Origin of the sequence: Streptomyces ortus (genome assembly GCF_026341275.1) — a bacterium.
Taxonomy (GTDB): domain Bacteria; phylum Actinomycetota; class Actinomycetes; order Streptomycetales; family Streptomycetaceae; genus Streptomyces; species Streptomyces ortus.
This window is the reverse complement of sequence record NZ_JAIFZO010000002.1, coordinates 4437518-4458725: the sequence shown is the minus strand read 5'-3', so window position 1 is coordinate 4458725 and position 21208 is coordinate 4437518. Positions and strand designations below refer to the sequence as shown.

Here is a 21208-nt window from a genome sequence, read left to right as displayed (position 1 = left end):
TTGGTTCGCCGGGTTGGTGGTCGGGGCGGTTGGAGGTTGCGTGACGTCCGATCCGAGTGCTGGGGGTGTGGTGGCTGAGCCTGTCCGCGTGCGCAGGTTGCCCGACCAGGAGGGGCAGAAGCTGCAGCAGATCGTGCGTCGGGGCAGCACCAGTTCGGTCCGCTTCCGGCGGGCGATGATACTGCTGGCGTCGGCCGGCGGGAACCGGGTCCCGGTGATCGCTCAGCTGGTGCAGGCCGACGAGGGCACCGTTCGGGATGTAATCCATCGGTTCAACGAGATCGGCATGGCCTGTCTGGGCCCTCGGGGGGAGGGAGGCCGTCCCCGCCTGCTCAGTCCTGACGACGAGGACTTCGTCGTGGCGACGGCCACCACCCACCCGACCAAGCTCGGCCAGCCCTTCACTCGCTGGTCCATCCGCAAACTCGTCGCCTACCTGCGGAGAGTCCATGGGCGGTTCATCCGCATCGGCCGCGAGGCGTTAGGCCGTCTGCTCGCCCGCCGCGGCATCACCTTCCAGCGCACCAAGACGTGGAAGGAGTCCCCGGACCCCGACCGCGAGGCGAAGCTGGACCGGATCGAGGAGGTTCTGGACCGCTTCCCGGATCGGGTCTTCGCGTTCGACGAGTTCGGCCCGCTCGGCATCCGCCCCACCGGCGGTGCGTGCTGGGCCCCGGCCAGTCACCCCGAGCGGCACCCGGCGACCTACCACCGCACGCATGGGGTCAGGTACTTCCACGGCTGCTATTCGGTCGGTGACGACACCCTCTGGGGCGTCAACCGCCGGAAGAAGGGCGCCGCGAACACGCTGGCCGCGCTCAGATCGGTCCGGGCCGCCCGACCGGACGGCGCCCCCATCTACGTCATCCTGGACAACCTGTCCGCCCACAAGGGCGAGACGGTCCGCCGCTGGGCGAAGAAGAACCGCGTCGAGCTGTGTTTCACGCCGACATACGCGTCCTGGGCCAACTCAATCGAGGCGCACTTCGGGCCGCTACGGCAGTTCACCATCGCCAACTCCAACCACCGCAACCACCGCAACCACACCGTGCAGACCGAGCCCTGCACGCCTACCTGCGCTGGCACAACGCGAATGCCCGTCACCCCGACGTGCTGGCAGCCCAGCGCCGCGAGCGCGCTCGCATCCGCAGCGAGAAAGGCATCCGCTGGGGCGGACGTCCCCTCGCCGATGCCGCTTGACCAGCCCGGCGACCTCGCCCGGTCGGGTCCTAGCAGTAGCCGTCCACCCTGGCGCCGGCTGGAGCGAGGTTGGGCCAGGGATGTCCTGCTCTGTCGGAGGCGGCAGACCGCAGGAGGTCAAGAATCGTGCACCCCGGGTAGCCCCGAAAGCTCGCGTGGGTGCCGCGGTAGTAGCAGCTCCAGTAGCTCACCACCCGCCGTTGAATGCGCGCGAAGAAGTCAGGGTTGTCCACGAGGAACTGCCCGTAAGCGAGGTGGCCGCAGGTGCCGGGCGTGGCGAGATCACGGAGCTCATCGCAGATGACGACCAGGATCTCCAAGACGTACTCGCCAACTAGCTGCACGACTAAGGGGACGGACCATGGGTCCGTGGAGCCAACGACCTTCTCCAGGTGGCGCTGCCTGACCATGCCGTCGCAGTGCCTTGAGTACAGGCAGTGCAGAAGCTGTTGTTGGCGCGACGAAAGCGACGCCACCCTGTCAGTTGGCGGCTCGTCGTTGTAGAGGCGGCCGGGGATCAAAACCTGCTGGCCCTCGACCGTGACCGAGAACGAGGCATGCGGCTGGAGCCGAGAATCAGGCATCACCGCCAGGACTGCCTCGGCATCGCTTGCAAGCTCGGCTGGGAACGCCGTGATCAACGGATTGCTACGGTCGGAAAGCGGCTGCACGAGCCGAGCATAGGCGGATGCCTCGGCCAGATAGCTGGCATTAATGGCCCCACACCCGCCCAACCCGGCGAAGGTATGCGGTCAGAGCACTAGTGTGATGCGCCAGAAATCCTGTTGATTAGTTACTACCCTGTTGGCATGTCGCATCCGGGGCCCTCTGCTGTGGAGATCACGCTGTCCGAGGCCGAGCGCCTCGAGTTGGTGAGCTGGACGGAACGGCCGCACCGGCGTTCGGCCGAGAAGGCCCGCATCATCCTGGCGTGTGCTGAGGGCATGTCGAATGCGGCTGTGGCGCGGGTCGTCGGGGTCCAGGCCAAGACGGTAAGCAAGTGGCGTAGGGCCTTCGCCGCCCAGCGGATGGCCGGGCTTGAGGACGCCGGCTGGATCGGCCGGCCGAAGGCCGACCTGGTCTTGGACGATGCCGAGCGCAGGCAGCTGCAGCAGTGGGCGCGGCAGGCGAAGACCGCCCAGTTCCTGGCGTTGCGAGCCAAGATCGTGCTGCGCTGCGCGGAGGGCGGCACGAATCAGCAGGCCGCGGCCGACCTCGGCGTCGACAGGTCGACCGTAGACCGCTGGCGGGCCCGGTTCCTCGCACATCGCCTCGATGGTCTGCAGGACGAGCCGCGCTCGGGTCGGCCGCCTTCAATCCTCCTCGACCAGGTCGAGGAGATTGTCGTGGCCACTTTGGAGTCGGTCCCGGGCCAGGACACGCACTGGTCACGGGCCTCCATGGCCCAGCGCACCGGGCTGTCGAAGTCCACGATCGGGCGCATCTGGAAACGGTTCGACCTCAAGCCCCACCTGCAGGACTCCTTCAAGCTGTCCACCGATCCGCAGTTCGTCGCCAAGGTCGTCGACGTGGTCGGTTTGTACCACCACCCGCCCGAGAAGGCGGTCGTGCTCTGCGTGGACGAGAAGTCCCAGATCCAGGCACTGGACCGCTCGCAGCCGGTGCTGCCGATGATGCCGGGCATGCCCGAACGCCGCACCCACGACTATTACCGGCACGGCATCACCAGCCTGTTCGCCGCGTTCAACATCGCCGACGGCACCGTCATATCAGCACTGCACCGCCGCCACCGGGCCATCGAATTCAAGAAGTTCCTGATCCGGATCGACAAGGCGGTGCCCGCCGACCTCGACGTGCACCTCGTCTGCGACAACTACGCCACCCACAACACCGCCGAGATCAGGACGTGGCTTGGCAAACACCCTCGCTTCCACGTCCACTTCACCCCCACCGGCTCCTCCTGGATGAACCAGGTCGAGCGGTGGTTCGGCCTGCTGACCGACAAGCTCATCCGCCGCGGCGTCCACACCTCGGTGAAGGCACTCGAGGACGACATCACCGTATGGATCGACAACTGGAACAAGAACCCACGGCCGTTCACCTGGACCAAGACAGCCGACGAGATCCTCAACTCCCTCGTCGACTACCTCGCCAAAGTCGGAACTACCGGTCAAAAAACACAGCAGAACTAATCAACAGGATTTCTGGCGCATCACACTAGTACTCCAGCAGGTCGTGGGCGGCAGCGGAGCACATGGCGGTTTTACCCAACGGCAACAATCATGATCGTTTCCATGTGTCGCTGTTCCGGCTCGCTGTTCCGGCAGCGGGCCGGGTCCCAGGTCCGCCGATGCTCACGGCACCGCGGGCCCCGTGACCAACCGCCCCTTCGCGTCGTACGGCCACACGTTCGGCGTGCAACCCCGCATCCCCTTGATCTGTTGCATCATCGCCGGGGCCGGTTTGCCCGCTCCGGGGCACGTCACGTGGCCGTGGCCGAGGAAGTGGCCGACCTCGTGGTTGATGATGAGGGCGCGGTAGGCGTCCACGTCGTCGGCGTAGACCGGGGTCGCCAGCAGCCAGCGCTTGAGGTTGACCACCACGTCCTTGCCCACGCTGCAGTTGACCTCGCCGCGGGTCCGCAGGCCGTAGCGACCGCAGATCTCGTCCACCGTCCCCGGAGTGGCGAGCCGTACGACGAAGTCGGCCGTACCTGTCGACACCCGCTTGAAGCCCGACCTGCCGTCGGCCGTCCAGCCTCGCCGGTCCGCCAGTATCTCCTCCACCTGGCCCGCCACGTCCGTCGCCGACTGCGCGAGACCCTTCTCGACGACGACCTTGTAGCGCAGGGTGCGGGCGCCTTTTCCGACCGTCCCGCTGCCGCCGCCGGCCGTGGTGAACGTCCCGGGCCCCGACGCGGGGATCGAAGGGGAGGGGGAGAGGGAAGGGGACGAGACCGAGTCCGGGGACTCCTCGTTTCCGGGGGTCGCGCTGGGCTTGCTCTCGGGCGAGGGCCGGTTCGACTTCTCGCCCGTCGCCTCCGGTTCGCGGTCGGATGTACCGCTGGAGCTGGAAGCCGCCGGCGTCCCCCCGTTCACCGCCAGCGCCGCCGCCGATAACACCGCCAGCGCCGCCAGGCCCCACAACAGGGGGCCCTTTCCCCTGCCGCCGTTGCCGCCGTTGCCACCGTTAGCGCCCGCGGAGCCCCTGCGACGGCGGCCTGATCTCGCGGTCGGGGACGGCTTGGTCGCGCGGCGGTTGATCATGGTCATGAGTATCAAGAGGGAATACGCGAGGTGTTGGGTTCTGACTCAGCGAATAACGAAGCCATAACGCCCCGTGGGGGCGCCCCCGTTACGGGACCCCGCTCCTGGCATGTGCACGATTCATCCGTATGGTTTCGTCATGGCAGTTCCCCAGGTCATCCCGATCACGTACGAGCCGCGCCACCGCACCGATGCCGTCGGTCACTACGCGGAGGGGCAATTCCTGGGGTCGGTCACCTACGCCTTCCCCGAGGATTACCGCCCCGACGACGGCTGGGAAGAGCACAAACGGCTCTTCACGGTGCTGCACACCTTCGATACAGAGGGCCGTCACCGCGACTCGGAGATCTGGTGCGCCGGTAGCTGGGCCGAGCAGCAACGCAACCCCCACGGGCCCGACTCGGTCCTCGCCCAGGCACAGGCCCATCTCGCGAAGCTGCTCCGGAGCCTCCCCCGGCGCCGGTACACGGACATCGCGGTCCAGCCCTTCCGGCTCACCCGCGACGGCGTGCTGTTCGGCCTGCTGACCGGTGAGGACGACGGCGAGCCGTGGGCCGAGCTCTACCCGGACCAGCTGGGCTTCGGCCCGCCTTGGGACGGCACGTACGACACCTGAGCACTCCGCCGCAGGCGCCTCCGGGCCCGGGCAGTGAACGACTGTGGGGCGGGGCCACCTTCTTTGAAGGTGGCCCCGCCCCACAGTCGTTCATCGTTCACAGCCGCGCGTACGGCCCTACTTCGCCGGGTTCACCGGCTTGCGTACCGAGATGTGCAGCTCACGCAGCCGCGTCTCGTCCAGCTCGGTGGGCGCGCCCATCATCAGGTCCTGCGCGTTGCCGTTCAGCGGGAACGCGATGGTCTCCCGGATGTTCGGCTCGTCGGCGAGGAGCATGACGATGCGGTCGACACCGGGGGCGATGCCGCCGTGCGGAGGGGCGCCGAAGCGGAACGCGCGCAGCATGCCCGCGAACTGCTCCTCGACCGTCTCCCGGTCGTAGCCGGCGATCTCGAAGGCCTTGAGCATGATCTCCGGCTCGTGGTTCCGGATGGCGCCGGAGGACAGCTCGACACCGTTGCAGACGATGTCGTACTGCCAGCCCAGGATGTCCAGCGGGTCCTGGGTCTCCAGGGCCTCCAGACCACCCTGCGGCATCGAGAACGGGTTGTGCGAGAAGTCGATCTTCCCGGTCTCCTCGTCCTTCTCGTACATCGGGAAGTCGACGATCCAGCAGAAGCGGAAGACGCCCTCTTCGAAGTGCCCGGCGCGCTTGGCGGTCTCGACGCGTACCGCGCCCATGATCTTGGAGACCTCGTCGAACTCGCCCGCGCCGAAGAAGACCGCGTGGCCGGGGGCGAGCGACAGGCGCTTCGTCAGCTCGGCGACGTTCTCCTCGGTCAGGAACTTGGCGATCGGGCCCGTCAGCGAGCCGTCCTCGGCCACCCGCACCCAGGCGAGGCCCTTCGCGCCCTGCGAGACCGCGTAGTCACCGAGCTGGTCGAAGAACTTGCGGGACTGTGCGGCCACGTCCGGCACCGGCAGGGCCCGTACGTGCTTGCCCGCGAAGGCCTTGAACTCCGAGCCCTGGAAGACGTCGGTGATGTCGACGAGCTCCAGCTGGGCCCGCAGGTCCGGCTTGTCGGAGCCGTACTTCAGCATCGCCTCGCGGAACGGGATCCGCGGGAAGGGGGAGGTGACGTTCCGGCCGTTGCCGAACTCCTCGAACAGCTCGGTCATGAGCTTCTCGATCGGCTGGAAGACGTCCTCCTGCTCAACGAAGGACATCTCCACGTCGAGCTGGTAGAACTCACCCGGCGAGCGGTCGGCGCGCGCGTCCTCGTCACGGAAGCAGGGCGCGATCTGGAAGTACCGGTCGAAGCCCGAGATCATCAGCAGCTGCTTGAACTGCTGCGGGGCCTGCGGCAGGGCGTAGAAGCGGCCCGGGTTCAGACGGGAGGGGACGACGAAGTCGCGCGCGCCCTCGGGGGAGGTGGCGCTGAGGATCGGGGTCGCCATCTCGTTGAAGCCCAGCGCCGTCATCTTGTGCCGGATGGCGGAGATGACCGACGTACGCAGCAGGATGTTGCGGTGCATGCGCTCGCGGCGCAGGTCGAGGAAGCGGTACTCAAGGCGCCGCTCCTCGTTCACCCCGTCCTCGGTGTTGATCGTGAAGGGCAGCGGGGCGGCGGCGCCGAGCAGCTCGACCTCGCTCACCTCGACCTCGATCTCACCGGTCGGCAGCTCCGGGTTCACGTTCTCCGTGCCGCGGGAGACGACCTTGCCGTCGACGCGGACGGTCGACTCCTTGGAGACCTTGTCGAGGGCCTCGTACGCGGGAGTGCCGGGGCGGGCGACGAGCTGCGTGATGCCGTAGTGGTCGCGCAGATCGATGAAGAGGATGCCGCCCAGGTCGCGCCGATTGTGCAGCCAGCCGCTCAGCCGGACGTCGCTGCCGACGTCAGAGGCGCGGAGCTCGCCGCAGGTGTGGGACCTGTACCGATGCATCGTCGTTCATCCAGTCTTCGCGGTCGGGGACATGTTTCACGTGAAACACGTGCAAGGGTACCGGCCGCCCCGTGATCGCCGTCCGCAATAGTTCGCGGGGCCGCAGTGGCACCCTTCGTTCACCTGTTCATACAGTGGGTCAATGCGCACAGGTGATCCCCTTCCGTCCGTGGGGGATGTCCTCGTCACCCTCGCCACCGGCCTGTGGAGGTGGGACGACGCCGCCGGGAAGGTCACCCTCGACGCCGAGGCCGCCCGGCTTCTCGGGCTGCTCTCGCAGCCGACCGTGCTGACGGAGGCAGGGGTACGGGCCCGTTTCCACCCCGTCGACTGGAACGAGGTCAACGGGGTCGTCCAGCTCGCCGCCGCCGAGAAGACGCTCGCCGAGCTGCGGCTGCGGGTCATGGACGACCAGGGCCGCGTGCTCCGTACCGTACGCAGCCGTTCCAAGCCCGCGATCGACCCGGACACCGGGGCGTACCAGCTGATCGGCACCCTTCAGGAGGTCACCGAGCCGCCGCCGGGCGCCGCGGCGCGTTCGCCCGTGACGGGTGACTGGCGGCGCTCGCGCGAGGCGTTCCTGCTGGACGCGGGGCGCGCGCTGGCCGAGGCGCGGAACACCGAGGAAGTGCTGCGGGTCGCGGCCGGCCTGTCGATGCCCGGGTTCTCGCCGGACGGGCTCGCGGTCTTCGGCGCGGAGGCCGACCGGCTCACCGTCATCGGCCACTTCGGGCAGCAGCCGGGCGACGAGGAGCCGTTCTCGCACATGGCGCTGGAGACGGACTATCCGGCGGCGGAGGTCGTCCGCACCGGCCGCGCGGTCTATCTCTCCTCCCCGGACGACTACCGCGGCCGTTATCCGGCCGCCTGGCCGCTGGCCGAGGGCTTCGGCCGGGAGTCCTGGGCGTTCCTGCCGCTCACGGTGGCGGGGCGCACGATGGGCGCCTGGATGGCGGCCTTCACCTACCCGGTCACCTTCACGCCCGACGAGCGGTCCGTACTGACGACGGTGGCGCGGATGCTGGCGCAGGCTCTCTCGCGGGCCGGGGTCACCGAGTCCGAGCGGGAGCTCACCGACGGGCTACAGCGCTCGATGCTGCCGACCCTGGGTCCCAAGATCCCCGGCATGAGCGTCGCCGCCCGGTATGTGCCCACGGGCGGCGGGCTCCAGGTGGGCGGCGACTGGTACGACATGATCCCGCTGCCCGGCGGCACCTCGCGGACCAGCCCCGGGGGCGGCCGTTTCGCCCTGGTCATCGGCGACGTACAGGGCCATGACGTACGCGCGGCCGGGCTGATGGGCCAGCTGCGGATCGCGCTGCGGGCGTACGCCTCGGAGGGGCACCGCCCGGACGCGGTCCTCTCCCGCGCCTCACGCTTCCTGTACGGGATCACCTCCGACGACGACACCGCGGACCTGCGCTTCGCGACCTGCCTGTACGTGGAGGTGGACCCGGAGAGCGGTGTGCTGGAGATAGCCAGGGCCGGGCATCCGGACCCGGCGATACGCATGGCGGACGGGACCGTGCTGACCCGGCCCACGGCGGGCGGGCTGCCGCTGGGCATCGACCCGGACGCCGACTATCCGACGACGCGGCTCGTGCTGGAGCCCGGCGAGACCATGCTGATGTGCACGGACGGGCTGATCGAGACCGGCGGGCACGACCTGGAGACCGGCTGGCTGAGGATCCGCAAGATCCTGGAGAGCCATGACGGTGACATGGAGGAGCTCGCAGACGCGCTGGTCAGGGCCGTGCACGGGCCTTCCTCGCATCACATGACAGGTCCCCTGGCGGACCGTCGCGAGGACGACATCGCGGTGCTGCTGCTGTGCCGGGCGGGGGAGGAGGGCTGCGATCCCGACGAGGCGTCGGTGCCCACGCGGGCCACCGTGCGGCGCACGATGCTGACCGTCGCGCAGGCCGAGCCGCAGAAGGTCGCGCTGGCACGGCAGCAGTTGCGGGAGTTCCTGCACGACTGGCCCTCCGTCGACCAGGTCGACTCGGCAGTCCTGCTGGTCTCCGAGATGGTCACGAACGTGCTCGTCCACACGGACGCGGACGCGCTGCTCGTCGCCGAGATGACGGGCGCGGCGGGCACCCGCCGGATACGGATCCAGGTGACGGACGGCAGCGACGACCTCCCCCACCGGCGCCACCCGGGCGAACTGGCGTCCTCGGGCCGTGGCCTGGTCCTCACCGAACTGCTCGCCGACGCATGGGGCGTCGACCCTCGGGGCGAGGGCAAGAGCATCTGGTTCGAGCTGTACGAGGAGGGGTCCGGGGGCGGCGGGGAGACCAGCGGTGCATGACGAGATTGCATGACGAGAGGGGCCCCGTCCGGTTCGGACGGGGCCCCTCTCGTCATGCTGGGTGAGCTGCTAGGTGCTCGGTGAGCTCTAGAGCCCGCCCTCGGACATCCCGTGCACCGCCGGGACCGTGCCCAGGCGGCCCTTCTGGAAGTCTTCGAAGGCCTGCTGGAGCTCGTCGCGGGTGTTCATCACGAACGGGCCGTAGTGGGCCATCGGCTCACGGATCGGCCGGCCGCCCAGGATGACGACCTCCAGGTCCGGAGTGTTCGCGTCCTGCTTCTCGTCCGCGCGGATCGTGAGCGAGGAGCCCTCGCCGAAGACGGTCGTCTGGCCGGTGTGGACCGGACGGCGCTCCGCTCCGACACTGCCGCGGCCGGCCATCACGTACGCGAGGGCGTTGAAGTCCTCGCGCCACGGGAGGGTCAGCTCGGCGCCGGGCGCCACGGTCGCGTGGACCATGGTGATCGGCGTGTGCGTGATGCCGGGGCCCTCGTGACCGTCCAGCTCACCGGCGATGACCCGCAGGAGCGCGCCGCCGTCGGCGGTGCTGAGCAGCTGGACCGAACCACCGCGGATGTCCTGGTAGCGCGGCGCCATCATCTTGTCCTTGGCCGGGAGGTTCACCCAGAGCTGGAGGCCGTGGAAGAGGCCGCCCGACACGACGAGCGACTCCGGCGGGGCCTCGATGTGCAGCAGGCCCGAGCCGGCCGTCATCCACTGGGTGTCGCCGTTGGTGATCGTGCCGCCGCCACCGTTGGAGTCCTGGTGGTCGAAGACGCCGTCGATGATGTAGGTCACGGTCTCGAAGCCGCGGTGCGGGTGCCAGGGGGTGCCCTTCGGCTCTCCCGGCGCGTACTCCACCTCACCCATCTGGTCCATCATGATGAACGGGTCCAGGTGGCGGTAGTTGATCCCGGCGAACGCGCGTCGAACCGGGAAGCCCTCACCCTCGAAACCGCTCGGCGCGGTGGTCACGGTGAGCACGGGACGGGCGACGGCCTCTGCCGATGCCGCCACACGGGGCAGGGTCAGCGGGTTCTCGACGGTCACTGCAGGCATGTCGGTACCTCCTTGTGCTCGGAGTTTAGTTGAACGTAGAACTTCTTGCCACCCGCAACACGGAACGCTTGGAGGGAATTCCCTCCAAGCGTCCTGGGTGGGGCGGGGGTGAGGTCGTCGTGCGGCTGCGGGCCGTCCGTGGCTGATCGCGCAGTTCCCCGCGCCCCTAAAGACTGCGCCGTTCCCCGCGCCCCCAGACGGGGCGCGGGGAACGGCGCAGTCCTTGGCGGTCGCTCAGCCGTACATGCGGCGCATCGCGAAGTCCACCATCTGCTCGACCGCCTTCGCGTCGAAGACGATGCGGTGCTCGCCCTCCATGTCCAGGACGAAGCCGTAGCCCGTCGGGAGCAGGTCGATCACCTCGGCCCCGGTGATCACGAAGTACTTGGACTCCTTGCCGGCGTACCGGCGCAGCTCCTTGAGCGAGGTGAACATCGGGATCACGGGCTGCTGCGTGTTGTGCAGCGCCAGAAAGCCGGGATTGTCGCCGCGCGGGCAGTAGACCTTGGACGTGGCGAAGACCTGCTGGAAGTCCTCGGGGGTCAGCGACCCCGTGGTGAACGCGCGCACCGCGTCCGCGAGCGACGGCGGCGACGGCTCCGGGTAGAGCGGCGGCTGCTGGCCGTACCCGCCGACCCCGCCGACCCCACCGGGCATCTGCTGCTGCGGCGGCGGCTGGGACTGCGCGTACTGCTGCTGTCCCGGTCCCACGTTCTGGTCGTAGCCGTACATGCGGGCAAGAGTACCGAGGGCACGGGGCCCCAAGGTCGTCCCTGGCGGATTTCCTCGAACAGGTGGCGGGCCCGTCGACTCGCAGCCGAACGTAGACCCTGCTCACACTTGGGCAAACAGGGGTTGCGTCTTATTACCGACGGGTAGCATCATCGTAGCTACTAGTTGGTACGTGAACCAGGTACGAGGAACCACCACCTCCCCGATCCCTTTAACGGAGCCGTCGCCATGGGGCACTACAAGTCGAATCTCCGCGACATCGAGTTCAACCTCTTCGAGGTGCTCGGGCGCGACAAGCTGTACGGCACCGGCCCGTTCGCGGAGATGGACACCGAGACCGCCAAGAGCGTCCTCGCGGAGCTGACCCGCCTCTCGGAGAACGAGCTGGCGGAGTCGTTCACGGACGCCGACCGCAACCCGCCGGTCTTCGACCCGGAGACCAACACCGCGCCCGTACCGGCGTCCTTCAAGAAGTCCTACCAGGCCTTCATGGACTCCGAGTACTGGCGGCTCGGCCTGCCCGAGGAGATCGGCGGCACCACCGCGCCCCGCTCCCTGATCTGGGCGTACGCGGAGCTGGTGCTCGGCGCCAACCCGGCGGTCTGGATGTACTCCTCGGGCCCCGCGTTCGCGGGCATCCTCTTCGACGAGGGCAACGAGGTCCAGAAGCACATCGCGAAGATCGCCGTGGACAAGCAGTGGGGCTCCACCATGGTGCTCACCGAGCCGGACGCCGGCTCGGACGTCGGCGCCGGCCGCACGAAGGCGGTCCAGCAGGAGGACGGCTCCTGGCACATCGAGGGCGTGAAGCGCTTCATCACGTCCGGTGAGCACGACATGTCGGAGAACATCCTCCACTACGTGCTCGCCCGCCCCGAGGGCGCAGGGCCCGGCACCAAGGGCCTGTCCCTCTTCCTCGTACCGAAGTACGAGTTCGACTTCGAGACCGGCGAGCTGGGCGAGCGCAACGGCGTGTACGCCACGAACGTCGAGCACAAGATGGGCATCAAGGCGTCCAACACCTGCGAGATGACGTTCGGCGACCGCCACCCCGCCAAGGGCTGGCTCGTCGGCGACAAGCACGACGGCATCCGCCAGATGTTCCGCATCATCGAGTTCGCCCGCATGATGGTCGGCACGAAGGCGATCTCCACGCTCTCCACCGGCTACCTGAACGCCCTGGAGTACGCCAAGGAGCGCGTCCAGGGCCCCGACCTCGCGCAGTTCATGGACAAGACCGCGCCCAAGGTCACCATCACGCACCACCCGGACGTGCGCCGCTCGCTGATGACGCAGAAGGCGTACGCGGAGGGCATGCGCGCGCTGGTGCTGCACACCGCCGCGATCCAGGACGAGATCCAGGTCAAGGAGGCCGAGGGAGCGGACGCCGCCGCCCTGGAGGCCATGAACGACCTGCTCCTGCCGATCGTGAAGGGCTACGGCTCCGAGATGGGCTACGAGCAGCTCGCGCAGTCGCTGCAGACCTTCGGCGGCTCCGGGTTCCTCCAGGAGTACCCGATCGAGCAGTACATCCGCGACGCGAAGATCGACACCCTGTACGAGGGCACGACCGCGATCCAGGGCCAGGACTTCTTCTTCCGGAAGATCGTCCGCAACCAGGGCGCCGCGCTGAACTCGCTCGCCGAGGACATCAAGAAGTTCCTGGCGCTCGGCACGGGCGGCGAGGAGCTGTCCGGCGCCCGTGAGCACCTCGCCAAGGCGGCCGTCGAGCTGGAGGCCATCGTCGGCCTGATGCTCACGGACCTCGCGGCGACCGAGCAGGACGTCAAGAACATCTACAAGGTCGGGCTGAACACCACCCGGCTGCTGATGGCCTCCGGTGACGTCGTCGTCGGCTACCTGCTCCTGAAGGGCGCGGCCGTCGCCGCCGAGAAGCTGGAGACGGCCTCGGCGAAGGACCGCGCGTTCTACACGGGCAAGATCGCGGCGGCGAAGTTCTTCGCCGCGAACGTCCTGCCGGGCGTCACGGGCGCGCGCAAGCTCGCCGAAGGGGTCGAGCTGGACCTGATGTCCCTGGACGAGGCGGCGTTCTGATCCCGAGTGGGGCCCACCTCGGGGGCTGCCGCCCCCCGGGGCCCCGCATCGGCCTGAACGGCCTCGTCCTCAAACGCCGGACGGGCTGAAAGACCGGGGCGCAGCCCCGCCCTCCCGGGGGCGCGGGGAACTGCGCGACCGGCCACACGCGCCCCGCACCCGAGAACACAGCCCACGCGGGGCAGGGGCGCAGCCCCACCCTTCCGGGGCGGGGAACCGCGCGGCCGGCCCCCACCGGCCCGCACCCGACAACACGGCCCCTCCCGGGCGGAGGGCCCGTTCCCGTCCCCGGGAGCGGGCCCTCGTCCGTCGTTAAGGTGAACCCATGCGCACACCCCCCCGCTTCGACCGCGGACACACCGACGACCTGATGTCCTTCCTGGCGGCGAGCCCGTCCCCGTACCACGCGGTGGCGAACGCCGCCGAGCGGCTGGAGAAGGCCGGCTTCCGCCAGGTCGCGGAGACCGACGCGTGGGACGGGACCACGGGCGGCAAGTACGTGCTGCGCGGTGGCGCGATCGTGGCCTGGTACGTGCCGGAGGACGCCGAGCCGCACACCCCCTTCCGCATCGTCGGGGCGCACACCGACTCCCCCAACCTGCGGGTGAAGCCGCGCCCCGACAGCGGCGGGCACGGCTGGAGACAGGTGGCGGTCGAGGTCTACGGCGGCCCGCTGCTCAACTCCTGGCTCGACCGCGACCTCGGACTGGCCGGACGGCTGTCGCTGCGGGACGGTTCGACCCGCCTCGTGAACGTCGACCGCGCGCTGCTGCGGGTGCCGCAGCTCGCCGTCCACCTGGACCGTTCCGTCACCGCCGAGGGCCTCAAGCTCGACAAGCAGCGGCATCTCCAGCCCGTCTGGGGCCTCGGCGACGACGTGCGCGACGGCGATCTGATCCGCTTCCTGGAGCAGGAGGCCGGCATCCCCGAGGGCGAGACCATCGGCTGGGACCTGATGGTCCACTCGATCGAACCGCCCGCCTACCTGGGCCGCGACAGGGACCTCGTGGCGGGCCCGCGCATGGACAACCTGCTGTCCGTGCACGCCGGTACGGCGGCGCTGGCGGCCGTGGCCACCGCCGAGGAGACCCTGCCGTACATCCCGGTCCTCGCGGCGTTCGACCACGAGGAGAACGGCTCCCAGTCCGACACCGGAGCGGACGGGCCGCTGCTCGGCAGTGTCCTGGACCGTTCGGTCTTCGCGCGCGGAGGATCGTACGAGGACAAGGCGCGGGCCTTCGCGGGCACCGTCTGTCTCTCCTCCGACACGGGCCACGCCGTGCACCCGAACTACGCGGAGCGGCACGACCCGACGCACCACCCGCGCGCCGGCCAGGGCCCGATCCTCAAGGTGAACGTCAACAACCGCTACGCCACGGACGGTTCGGGCCGCGCCGTCTTCGCCACGGCCTGCGACAAGGCCGGTGTGCCCTTCCAGACCTTCGTCTCCAACAACTCCATGCCCTGCGGCACGACCATCGGGCCCATCACCGCGGCCCGCCACGGCATCAAGACGGTCGACATCGGCGTGGCCATCCTGTCGATGCACAGCGCCCGCGAACTGTGCGGCGCGGACGACCCGTTCCTGCTGGCGAACGCGCTGGTGGCGTTCCTGGAGGGCTAGGAGTCTCCCCAACTGGCGCCGCCGTACCGCGAGTCGGTCCGCGTCCCGCTGCCGGGCGAGTCGCCCCCGGCCGCATGGAGGGCCCGCGTCCGGGTACCCGCACTGGGCCCGGGGCGTACGGTCTCCGGGCCCGGCACGAGACCGTGCGCAACAGGAGGCGACATCCAATGGGCCTGGGCGGATGCATCATTCTGATCGCCGCAGGAGCGATCCTCACGTTCGCGACCGACTGGGACATGCAGGGGGTCAACCTCGACCTGGTCGGCGTCATCTTCATGATCGTCGGCCTGATCGGCGTGGCGACCTTCAGCAGCATCGCGAGGCGTCGGCGGGCGGTCGTGGCACCGCCGACCACCACGGTGATCGACGACCAGCGACACCACAACCACACCGGCTACAGCGACGGTTACGGCGGCTGACCCAGACCCTAGGCGAGCGGGTGGCCCGTGGTGACGTCCACGTGGGCCGGAACCTCCTCGTGGCGGTCACCGACCGTCAGGGTGCCGGTGGGTTCGATGAGCATGATCACGGCACCCGACGGGGCGGACGGCTTGTGTTCGACACCGCGCGGCACCGTGAAGAGCGAGCCCTTCGACAGCGTGACCGTGCGCTCACCGGCGGGCTCACGCAGTCCGATGCGCAGTTCGCCCTCCACGACGAGGAAGAACTCGTCGGTGTGGTCGTGGGTGTGCCAGATGTGCTCGCCCCGGACCTTGGCGAGGCGTACGTCGTAGTCGTTGACCGACCCGGCGATACGAGGACTCCACAGGTCGGTGAAGGTGTCGAGGACATCGGAGATCGCGACGGGCTCGCTCACGGCGGCGTTCCCGACGGCGTTCCCGACGGCGTTCCCGACGGCGTTCCCGACGGTCGGAGTCGCGGTGGCCCCGGTCTCGGTGGACGGGGTCGCGGTGGACGAGGTCGCGGTGGTCGGCGTCGCGGTGGGTTGATTGGCCATGGACTCATCGTGGACGTGACGGCCGCCGCGTACGAGTGCTAGAAATCGCACATGCCGCATGGATCCTCGCACCGCGTGGCCGTGATCGTCGACGAGGGCACCAACCCCTTCGAGGTCGGGGTCGCGACCGAGCTGTTCGGGCTGCCCCGCCCCGAACTCGGCCTCCCGACCCCCCTGTACGAGCTGACGCTGTGCACCCCCACCCCCGGCATCCGCATGAACCACGGCTTCTTCACGCTGAGCGGAGTACCCGGGCTGGAAGCGGTGGACGGCGCGGACACCGTGGTCGTCCCGGGCCGCCCCGACAACGTCGTACCCCGCGTGGAGGCCGTCCTGGACGCCGTCCGGCGCGCCCACGCGCGGGGCTCCCGCGTCGTGAGCCTGTGCACCGGGAGTTTCGCGCTCGCCGAGGCCGGGATCCTGGACGGGCGCCGGGCCACCACGCACTGGCAGTGGGCTGCCCACTTCCGGGAGCTGCACCCGAAGGTCCTCCTGGAGCCGGACGTCCTGTTCGTGGACGAGGGCGACGTACTGACCGCGGCGGGCAGCGCCGCGGCCCTCGATCTCGGGCTGCACCTCGTCCGGCGCGACCACGGCGCCGAGATCGCGAACGCGGTGTCCCGGCGGCTCGTCTTCGCCGCCCATCGCGACGGCGGGCAGCGGCAGTTCGTCGAACGCCCGGTGCCGGACGTCCCGGACGAGTCGCTGGCGCCGCTGCTGGCCTGGGCCGGCGAACGGATCGGTGAACCCCTGACGGTCACGGACCTGGCGGCGCACGCGGCGGTCAGCCCGGCCACACTGCACCGCCGTTTCCGGACCCAGCTCGGTACGACTCCGCTGGCGTGGCTGACCGCCGAGCGGGTGGCGCTGGCCTGCCGGCTCATCGAACGCGGCGAGGAACGGCTCGATGTCGTGGCCCGGCGCAGCGGTCTGGGCACCGCCGCCAACCTGCGGGCCCGGCTGCGGCGCGGGACGGGACTCAGCCCGACGGCCTATCGGCGGCGTTTCGGACCCTCTGCCGGGGAAGCCCTGGAAGCATGAGATTCCTCGTACGCGACCGGCTCCTGGGCTTCGGTGACGACTACTGGATCGAGGACGAGCAGGGCCGCAAGGCCTTCCTCGTCGACGGCAAGGCGATGCGGCTGCGGGACACCTTCGAGCTGAAGGACCGGCAGGGGCGCGTCCTGATCGACATCCACAAGAAGATGCTCGCGCTGCGGGACACGATGGTCGTCGAGCGGGACGGCGAGCCGCTGGCGACCATCCGGCGCAAACGGCTGTCCCTGCTGCGCAACCACTACCGCGTCACGCTCGCGGACGGCACCGAACTCGACGTCAGCGGCAAGATCCTGGACCGGGAGTTCGTCGTCGAGTACGACGGCGAACTGCTCGCCCTCATCTCGCGCCGCTGGCTGCGGGTGCGGGAGACGTACGGCGTCGAGGTCGTCCGGGACGACGCGGATCCGGCGCTGCTGATCGCGGTGGCGGTGTGCGTGATCCACCTGGCGGAGGGAGAGAGGGACGGCGACTGAGGTCGCTGTCCCCGCCCTCGCACCGTCCCCCGTCGCCCACGTTACCGCCGCGGTGCCGCGACCCCCAGCAGCCGGTCCTTCAGCGCGGGGAACTGCTCCCGCGTCACCCCCACGCGCCCAGGATCGAACTCCACCACCAGAACCTCCTCCCCGGCCCCCGCCTCGGCGAGAACCTCCCCCCAGGGATCGACCACGATCGAGTACCCCGCCTGCGGCACGCCCGCGTGCGCCCCCGCCGTCCCGCAGGCGAGCACATACGCCTGGTCCTCGACGGCCCGCGCCCGCGCGAGCAGTGTCCAGTGCGAGCGCCGCCGCTCGGGCCATCCAGCGGAGACGACGAGCGTCTCGGCCCCGGCGTCCACGAGCCCGCGGAAGAGCTCGGGGAAGCGGAGGTCGTAACAGGTGGCCAGCCCGACCGTGGTCTCGGGCAGCCGCACGGTGACCAGCTCCGAGCCGGCGCCCATCAGCACGGCCTCGCCCTTGTCGAAGCCGAAGCGGTGGATCTTGCGATACGTGGCGACGAGGTCCCCGGAGGGGGAGAAGACGAGGGAGGTGTTGTACAGCCCCCCGGGCGCCCCATCAGCCCCCGTCACCCGTTCGGGAATCGACCCCGCGTGCAGCCACACGCCCGCGTCGCTCGCCGCCTTGGCCATCACTTCGTACGTGGGCCCTTCGAGCGGCTCGGCCTCGGTGTCGAACGACTCGTAGGCGAAGGCGCCGGTCGTCCACAGTTCGGGCAGGATGACCAGGTCGGACCCGGTCTGCCGCCGTACGAGCGAGGCCACGCGCTGTCTGCGGGCGTCGACCGATTCGGCCTCGTCCACGTCGATCTGGAGGAGAGAGGCGCGCACACTACCACCGTCCTGGCATTCGAGGCTTTGATACGGGCCTACGATCGTCACACGAAAGCACTGCCGGGGTGCCTCACAGCAGCGTAACTTAGCGTCCCAAGACACCCGCAGCCTGTGTTCTGCCCGCGCCCAACCGCCCGAGGGGTCCCGTTCCGTGAGTCTGCATCCCAGCCTTCAGTCCTACGCCGACGCCTGGACGCACTCCATCGACGCGATATCCGATCTCGTGTCACCGCTGATGGAGGGTGAATGGAATCGGCGGACTCCATGCCCCGGCTGGTCGGTGCGCGACATCGTCTCCCATGTGATCGGCCTCGACTGCGAGGCGCTGGGCGACCCCCGGCCGATCCACACGCTCCCCCGCGACCTGTACCACGTGACGAACGAGCACCAGCGGTACATGGAGATGCAGGTCGACGTCCGCCGTCACCACACCGCCCCGGAGATGACCTCCGAGCTGGAGTACACGATCATCCGCCGCAACCGTCAGCTGCGGAACGAGTCACGCCGACCCGACGCGCTGGTGCGCGGCCCGCTCGGCACCGAGGTCACCCTCGAAGAGTCCATGCGCAACCGGGCGTTCGACCTGTGGGTGCACGAGCAGGACCTGCGCACGACCCTCGGCCGGCCGGGCAACCTCGACTCCCCGGGTGCGTACGTCGCCCGCGACGTCCTGCTCGCCAGGCTCCCCAAGGTCGTCGCCAAGGACGCGGGCGCACCGGCGAACTCGGCGATCGTCTTCGACGTCCACGGGCCCGTCGAGTTCCTGCGCACGGTCCGCGTCGACGCGGACGGCGTCGGTTCGATAGACGGTTCCCCCTCCCTCGGCCCGGCCGCCACCCTCGCCCTCGACTGGGAGACCTACTTCCGCCTGGCCTGCGGCCGGGTAACCCCGGAAGCGGTCGCGGACCGCCTCAAAACAGAGGGCGACCCGGACCTGACATCAGCAATCCTCCACAACTTCACGGTCACGCCGTAGTTACGTTTCTCAGCCCGTCCGGCGTTTGAGGACCGGGGGTTCGGGGGCAGCGCCCCTGAGTCAGTGACGGGAACGGGTAGGGGCGGCGGGGGCGACACCCCCTGCCCCCACCCGCCTACGCCGGAACGTGCACCGTCGCCACCCGACTGGCGACCAACCGCTCCCGCTCCCGCCGGGCCACAAGCTTCCGCAGCCGAAGAATCTGACTCAACCCCAGCGCCTGCAACACGAACACCGCGGAGAACGCGACGGCGTAACTCCCCCCGGTCGCGTCCAACAACACCCCCACCGCGAACAACGTCGTCATGGACGCGACGAACCCACCCATGTTGGTGATCCCGGAGGCGGTCCCCTGCCGCTCCGGCGGATTCGCCGGCCGCGCGAAGTCGAACCCGATCATCGACGCGGGCCCGCACGCCCCGAGCACCACGCACAGCACGACCAGCACCCACATCGGCGCGTGCTCGGCGGGATACGCCAGCGTGCCGGCCCACACGACCGCCGTCGACAGGACCGTGCCCAGCGCCAGCGGCAGCCGCGCCCCATGGTGCCGGGCGACGATCTGCCCGTACACCAGGCCTATGAGCATGTTGGAGAGCACGACGAGGGTGAGGAGTTCACCGGCCGTCGCCCGGGACAGGCCCTGGGCCTCGACGAGGAACGGCAGCCCCCACAGCAGCAGGAACACCATCGCCGGGAACTGGGTCGTGAAGTGCACCCACAGCCCCAGCCGCGTCCCGGGCTCCCGCCAGGACGCCGCGATCTGACGGCGTACGTAGGCGGCTCCCCGGTGCGGGAACGGCTCGGGCGCGTGCCCCTCGGGGCGGTCCTTCAGGAACACCAGCATCAGGACGAGGACGACCACGCCGGCGACCGAGCTGCCCGCGAACGCGGCCGTCCAGCCGACCCCGTGCAGCAGCCGGGCCAGCACGAGCGTCGAGACGAGGTTGCCCGCCATGCCCACCAGGCCCGCGAGCTGCGCGACCATCGGTCCGCGCCGGGCCGGGAACCAGCGGGAGCCGAGCCGCAGCACGCTGATGAACGTCATGGCGTCACCGCACCCGAGCAGCGCGCGCGAGGCCAGCGCCGTCCCGTACGTCGGTGAGAACGCGAAGCCCAGCTGGCCGATCGTGAACAGCACGACGCCGAAGGTCAGCACCTTCTTCGTGCCCAGCCGGTCGACCATCAGGCCGACGGGTATCTGCATGCCCGCGTAGACGAGGAGCTGGAGGATCGAGAACGTCGAGAGCGCGGAGGCGTTGACGTGGAAGCGGTCGGCGGCGTCGAGGCCCGCCACGCCCAGCGACGTACGGAAGATGACCGCGACGAAGTAGACGGAGACACCGACGGACCACACCGTGACGGCCCGGCGCCCACCCGGCGGATCACCGGGAAGACTCAGCGACGGGGACGAGCTCATCGGACGTCACCCCGGGCCAGGTTCGAGAACCAGCTGACGTGGCGGTGGACCAGGTCGACCGCCGCCTCGGCGTCGCCGGAGCGCAGCGCGTCGAGGATCTCCTGGTGCTCGGTGAGCGTCTTGGTGATCCGGTCCGGGTGGGCGTGCATCACGGCGACGCCCATCCTCAGCTGCCGGTCGCGCAGTTGGTCGTAGAGGCGGGAGAGGATCTCGTTGCCCCCGCTGCGGACGATCTCGGCGTGGAAGCAGCGGTCGGTGACGGCGGCTCCGGCCAGATCACCGGCGGCGGCCTGCTCCTGCTGCTGCGCCAGGAGTTCGGTGAGGCGCTCGATCAGCGCGGGCGCGGCCGGCACCGCCTTGCGGATCGCGTGCGCCTCGACGAGCTGCCGGGTCTCCACCACGTCCGCGATCTCCTGCGCGGAGACGGGCAGGACGAGGGCGCCCTTCTTCGGGTAGAGCCGGATCAACCCCTCGACTTCCAGTTTGAGCAACGCCTCGCGCACGGGTGTCCGCGAGACACCGACGGCGTCGGCCAGCTCCCCCTCGGTGAGCAGGGTCCCACCCTCGTACCGGCGCTCCAGTACAGCCTGTTTGACGTGCGCGTATACGCGTTCGGCGGCGGGCGGCGACTTCACTGCGGGGGACGGGGCGGAAGGCATGCGCACAGCATAGATACAACACGTACGCATCGTCCCGGGTGGTCCAGGATATGGACGAGGTAAAAAGGGGCACCCCACTCCGGGAACTGCACATCCTT

The 21208-nt window shown here is 69.5% G+C and carries 18 protein-coding genes and 1 pseudogene; 10 read left to right on the top strand and 9 right to left on the bottom strand.

From position 1 onward, the window contains the following. Positions 1–70 precede the first annotated feature (70 nt). Positions 71–1200: pseudogene (locus tag K3769_RS23055) on the top strand (IS630 family transposase). Between the two features lie 29 nt (positions 1201–1229). Here K3769_RS23055 and K3769_RS23050 read toward each other — a convergent pair. Beyond that, on the bottom strand, positions 1230–1871 hold the full coding sequence (locus tag K3769_RS23050) for a hypothetical protein (RefSeq protein WP_267028254.1): 642 nt from the start codon (positions 1869–1871) through the stop codon (positions 1230–1232). Between the two features lie 138 nt (positions 1872–2009). Between K3769_RS23050 and K3769_RS23045 the strand changes: the two genes are divergently transcribed. Further along, positions 2010–3353: an IS630 family transposase gene (locus tag K3769_RS23045; RefSeq protein WP_267026466.1), complete on the top strand. Its 1344-nt coding sequence runs from the start codon at positions 2010–2012 to the stop codon at positions 3351–3353. Positions 3354–3515: 162 nt separating this feature from the next. Here the strand turns inward: K3769_RS23045 and K3769_RS23040 are convergent, their stop codons facing one another. Beyond that, positions 3516–4427, bottom strand: coding sequence for a DUF3152 domain-containing protein (locus K3769_RS23040; protein ID WP_267028253.1), 912 nt, complete (start codon positions 4425–4427; stop codon positions 3516–3518). A gap of 139 nt (positions 4428–4566) precedes the next feature. On the opposite strand from K3769_RS23040, the gene K3769_RS23035 reads away from it, so the two are divergent. Continuing rightward, positions 4567–5043, top strand: a complete 477-nt coding sequence (locus K3769_RS23035; RefSeq protein WP_267028252.1) for a hypothetical protein — start codon at positions 4567–4569, stop codon at positions 5041–5043. A 117-nt stretch (positions 5044–5160) separates the two neighbouring features. Here K3769_RS23035 and aspS read toward each other — a convergent pair whose 3' ends face one another. Then, positions 5161–6930, bottom strand: coding sequence for an aspartate--tRNA ligase (aspS, locus tag K3769_RS23030; RefSeq protein WP_267028251.1), 1770 nt, complete (start codon positions 6928–6930; stop codon positions 5161–5163). Positions 6931–7072: 142 nt separating this feature from the next. Here aspS and K3769_RS23025 point away from each other — a divergent pair, with 142 nt between their 5' ends. After that, on the top strand, positions 7073–9241 hold the full coding sequence (locus K3769_RS23025; RefSeq protein ID WP_267028250.1) for an ATP-binding SpoIIE family protein phosphatase: 2169 nt from the start codon (positions 7073–7075) through the stop codon (positions 9239–9241). Positions 9242–9328: 87 nt separating this feature from the next. Here the strand turns inward: K3769_RS23025 and K3769_RS23020 are convergent, their stop codons facing one another. Then, complete coding sequence (locus K3769_RS23020) at positions 9329–10300, bottom strand: pirin family protein (protein WP_267028249.1); 972 nt, start codon at positions 10298–10300, stop codon at positions 9329–9331. Positions 10301–10534: 234 nt separating this feature from the next. Continuing rightward, positions 10535–11032, bottom strand: coding sequence for an SseB family protein (locus K3769_RS23015; RefSeq protein ID WP_055517152.1), 498 nt, complete (start codon positions 11030–11032; stop codon positions 10535–10537). A gap of 228 nt (positions 11033–11260) precedes the next feature. Between K3769_RS23015 and K3769_RS23010 the strand changes: the two genes are divergently transcribed. The 3 genes from K3769_RS23010 to K3769_RS23000 all read left to right on the top strand — a co-directional run bounded on the left by K3769_RS23010 (position 11261) and on the right by K3769_RS23000 (position 15130). Beyond that, complete coding sequence (locus tag K3769_RS23010; protein ID WP_267028248.1) at positions 11261–13087, top strand: acyl-CoA dehydrogenase; 1827 nt, start codon at positions 11261–11263, stop codon at positions 13085–13087. 325 nt (positions 13088–13412) lie between these two features. Then, positions 13413–14711 (top strand): M18 family aminopeptidase, encoded by a 1299-nt coding sequence (locus tag K3769_RS23005; RefSeq protein WP_267028247.1) that lies wholly within the window; start codon positions 13413–13415, stop codon positions 14709–14711. A gap of 167 nt (positions 14712–14878) precedes the next feature. Continuing rightward, the gene (locus K3769_RS23000; protein WP_267028246.1) at positions 14879–15130 is read left to right on the top strand and encodes a DUF6458 family protein; all 252 of its coding nucleotides are present in this window, start codon (positions 14879–14881) and stop codon (positions 15128–15130) included. Between the two features lie 8 nt (positions 15131–15138). Here K3769_RS23000 and K3769_RS22995 read toward each other — a convergent pair whose 3' ends face one another. Beyond that, complete coding sequence (locus tag K3769_RS22995; protein WP_267031504.1) at positions 15139–15528, bottom strand: cupin domain-containing protein; 390 nt, start codon at positions 15526–15528, stop codon at positions 15139–15141. A gap of 192 nt (positions 15529–15720) precedes the next feature. On the opposite strand from K3769_RS22995, the gene K3769_RS22990 reads away from it, so the two are divergent. Both K3769_RS22990 and K3769_RS22985 read left to right on the top strand, forming a co-directional pair. Then, positions 15721–16710 carry a GlxA family transcriptional regulator gene (locus tag K3769_RS22990; RefSeq protein ID WP_267028245.1) on the top strand — a complete coding sequence of 330 codons (990 nt, stop codon included), beginning with the start codon at positions 15721–15723 and terminating at the stop codon, positions 16708–16710. Further along, positions 16707–17201: an LURP-one-related/scramblase family protein gene (locus K3769_RS22985; protein WP_267028244.1), complete on the top strand. Its 495-nt coding sequence runs from the start codon at positions 16707–16709 to the stop codon at positions 17199–17201. The genes K3769_RS22990 and K3769_RS22985 overlap by 4 nt, the downstream gene beginning before the upstream one ends. Before the next feature lie 41 nt (positions 17202–17242). Here the strand turns inward: K3769_RS22985 and K3769_RS22980 are convergent, their stop codons facing one another. After that, the gene (locus K3769_RS22980; RefSeq protein ID WP_267028243.1) at positions 17243–18052 is read right to left on the bottom strand and encodes a carbon-nitrogen family hydrolase; all 810 of its coding nucleotides are present in this window, start codon (positions 18050–18052) and stop codon (positions 17243–17245) included. A 154-nt stretch (positions 18053–18206) separates the two neighbouring features. Between K3769_RS22980 and K3769_RS22975 the strand changes: the two genes are divergently transcribed. After that, positions 18207–19031, top strand: coding sequence for a maleylpyruvate isomerase family mycothiol-dependent enzyme (locus K3769_RS22975; protein WP_267028242.1), 825 nt, complete (start codon positions 18207–18209; stop codon positions 19029–19031). Between the two features lie 115 nt (positions 19032–19146). Here the strand turns inward: K3769_RS22975 and K3769_RS22970 are convergent, their stop codons facing one another. After that, positions 19147–20451, bottom strand: coding sequence for an MFS transporter (locus K3769_RS22970; protein ID WP_267028241.1), 1305 nt, complete (start codon positions 20449–20451; stop codon positions 19147–19149). Further along, the gene (locus K3769_RS22965; RefSeq protein ID WP_267028240.1) at positions 20448–21110 is read right to left on the bottom strand and encodes a GntR family transcriptional regulator; all 663 of its coding nucleotides are present in this window, start codon (positions 21108–21110) and stop codon (positions 20448–20450) included. Before K3769_RS22965 ends, K3769_RS22970 begins: the two co-directional genes overlap by 4 nt. Positions 21111–21208: the final 98 nt, after the last annotated feature.

Bases quoted from the DNA above. Each gene is read 5' to 3' on its own strand.
- K3769_RS23015 (WP_055517152.1), bottom strand. From the start codon at position 11,032: ATGTACGGCTACGACCAGAACGTGGGACCGGGACAGCAGCAGTACGCG.
- K3769_RS23040 (WP_267028253.1), bottom strand. From the start codon at position 4,427: ATGATCAACCGCCGCGCGACCAAGCCGTCCCCGACCGCGAGATCAGGC.
- K3769_RS23000 (WP_267028246.1), top strand. From the start codon at position 14,879: ATGGGCCTGGGCGGATGCATCATTCTGATCGCCGCAGGAGCGATCCTC.
- K3769_RS23025 (WP_267028250.1), top strand. From the start codon at position 7,073: ATGCGCACAGGTGATCCCCTTCCGTCCGTGGGGGATGTCCTCGTCACC.
- K3769_RS22990 (WP_267028245.1), top strand. From the start codon at position 15,721: ATGCCGCATGGATCCTCGCACCGCGTGGCCGTGATCGTCGACGAGGGC.
- aspS (WP_267028251.1), bottom strand. From the start codon at position 6,930: ATGCATCGGTACAGGTCCCACACCTGCGGCGAGCTCCGCGCCTCTGAC.
- K3769_RS22965 (WP_267028240.1), bottom strand. From the start codon at position 21,110: ATGCCTTCCGCCCCGTCCCCCGCAGTGAAGTCGCCGCCCGCCGCCGAA.
- K3769_RS23010 (WP_267028248.1), top strand. From the start codon at position 11,261: ATGGGGCACTACAAGTCGAATCTCCGCGACATCGAGTTCAACCTCTTC.
- K3769_RS23005 (WP_267028247.1), top strand. From the start codon at position 13,413: ATGCGCACACCCCCCCGCTTCGACCGCGGACACACCGACGACCTGATG.
- K3769_RS22985 (WP_267028244.1), top strand. From the start codon at position 16,707: ATGAGATTCCTCGTACGCGACCGGCTCCTGGGCTTCGGTGACGACTAC.
- K3769_RS23045 (WP_267026466.1), top strand. From the start codon at position 2,010: ATGTCGCATCCGGGGCCCTCTGCTGTGGAGATCACGCTGTCCGAGGCC.
- K3769_RS22970 (WP_267028241.1), bottom strand. From the start codon at position 20,451: ATGAGCTCGTCCCCGTCGCTGAGTCTTCCCGGTGATCCGCCGGGTGGG.
- K3769_RS23020 (WP_267028249.1), bottom strand. From the start codon at position 10,300: ATGCCTGCAGTGACCGTCGAGAACCCGCTGACCCTGCCCCGTGTGGCG.
- K3769_RS23035 (WP_267028252.1), top strand. From the start codon at position 4,567: ATGGCAGTTCCCCAGGTCATCCCGATCACGTACGAGCCGCGCCACCGC.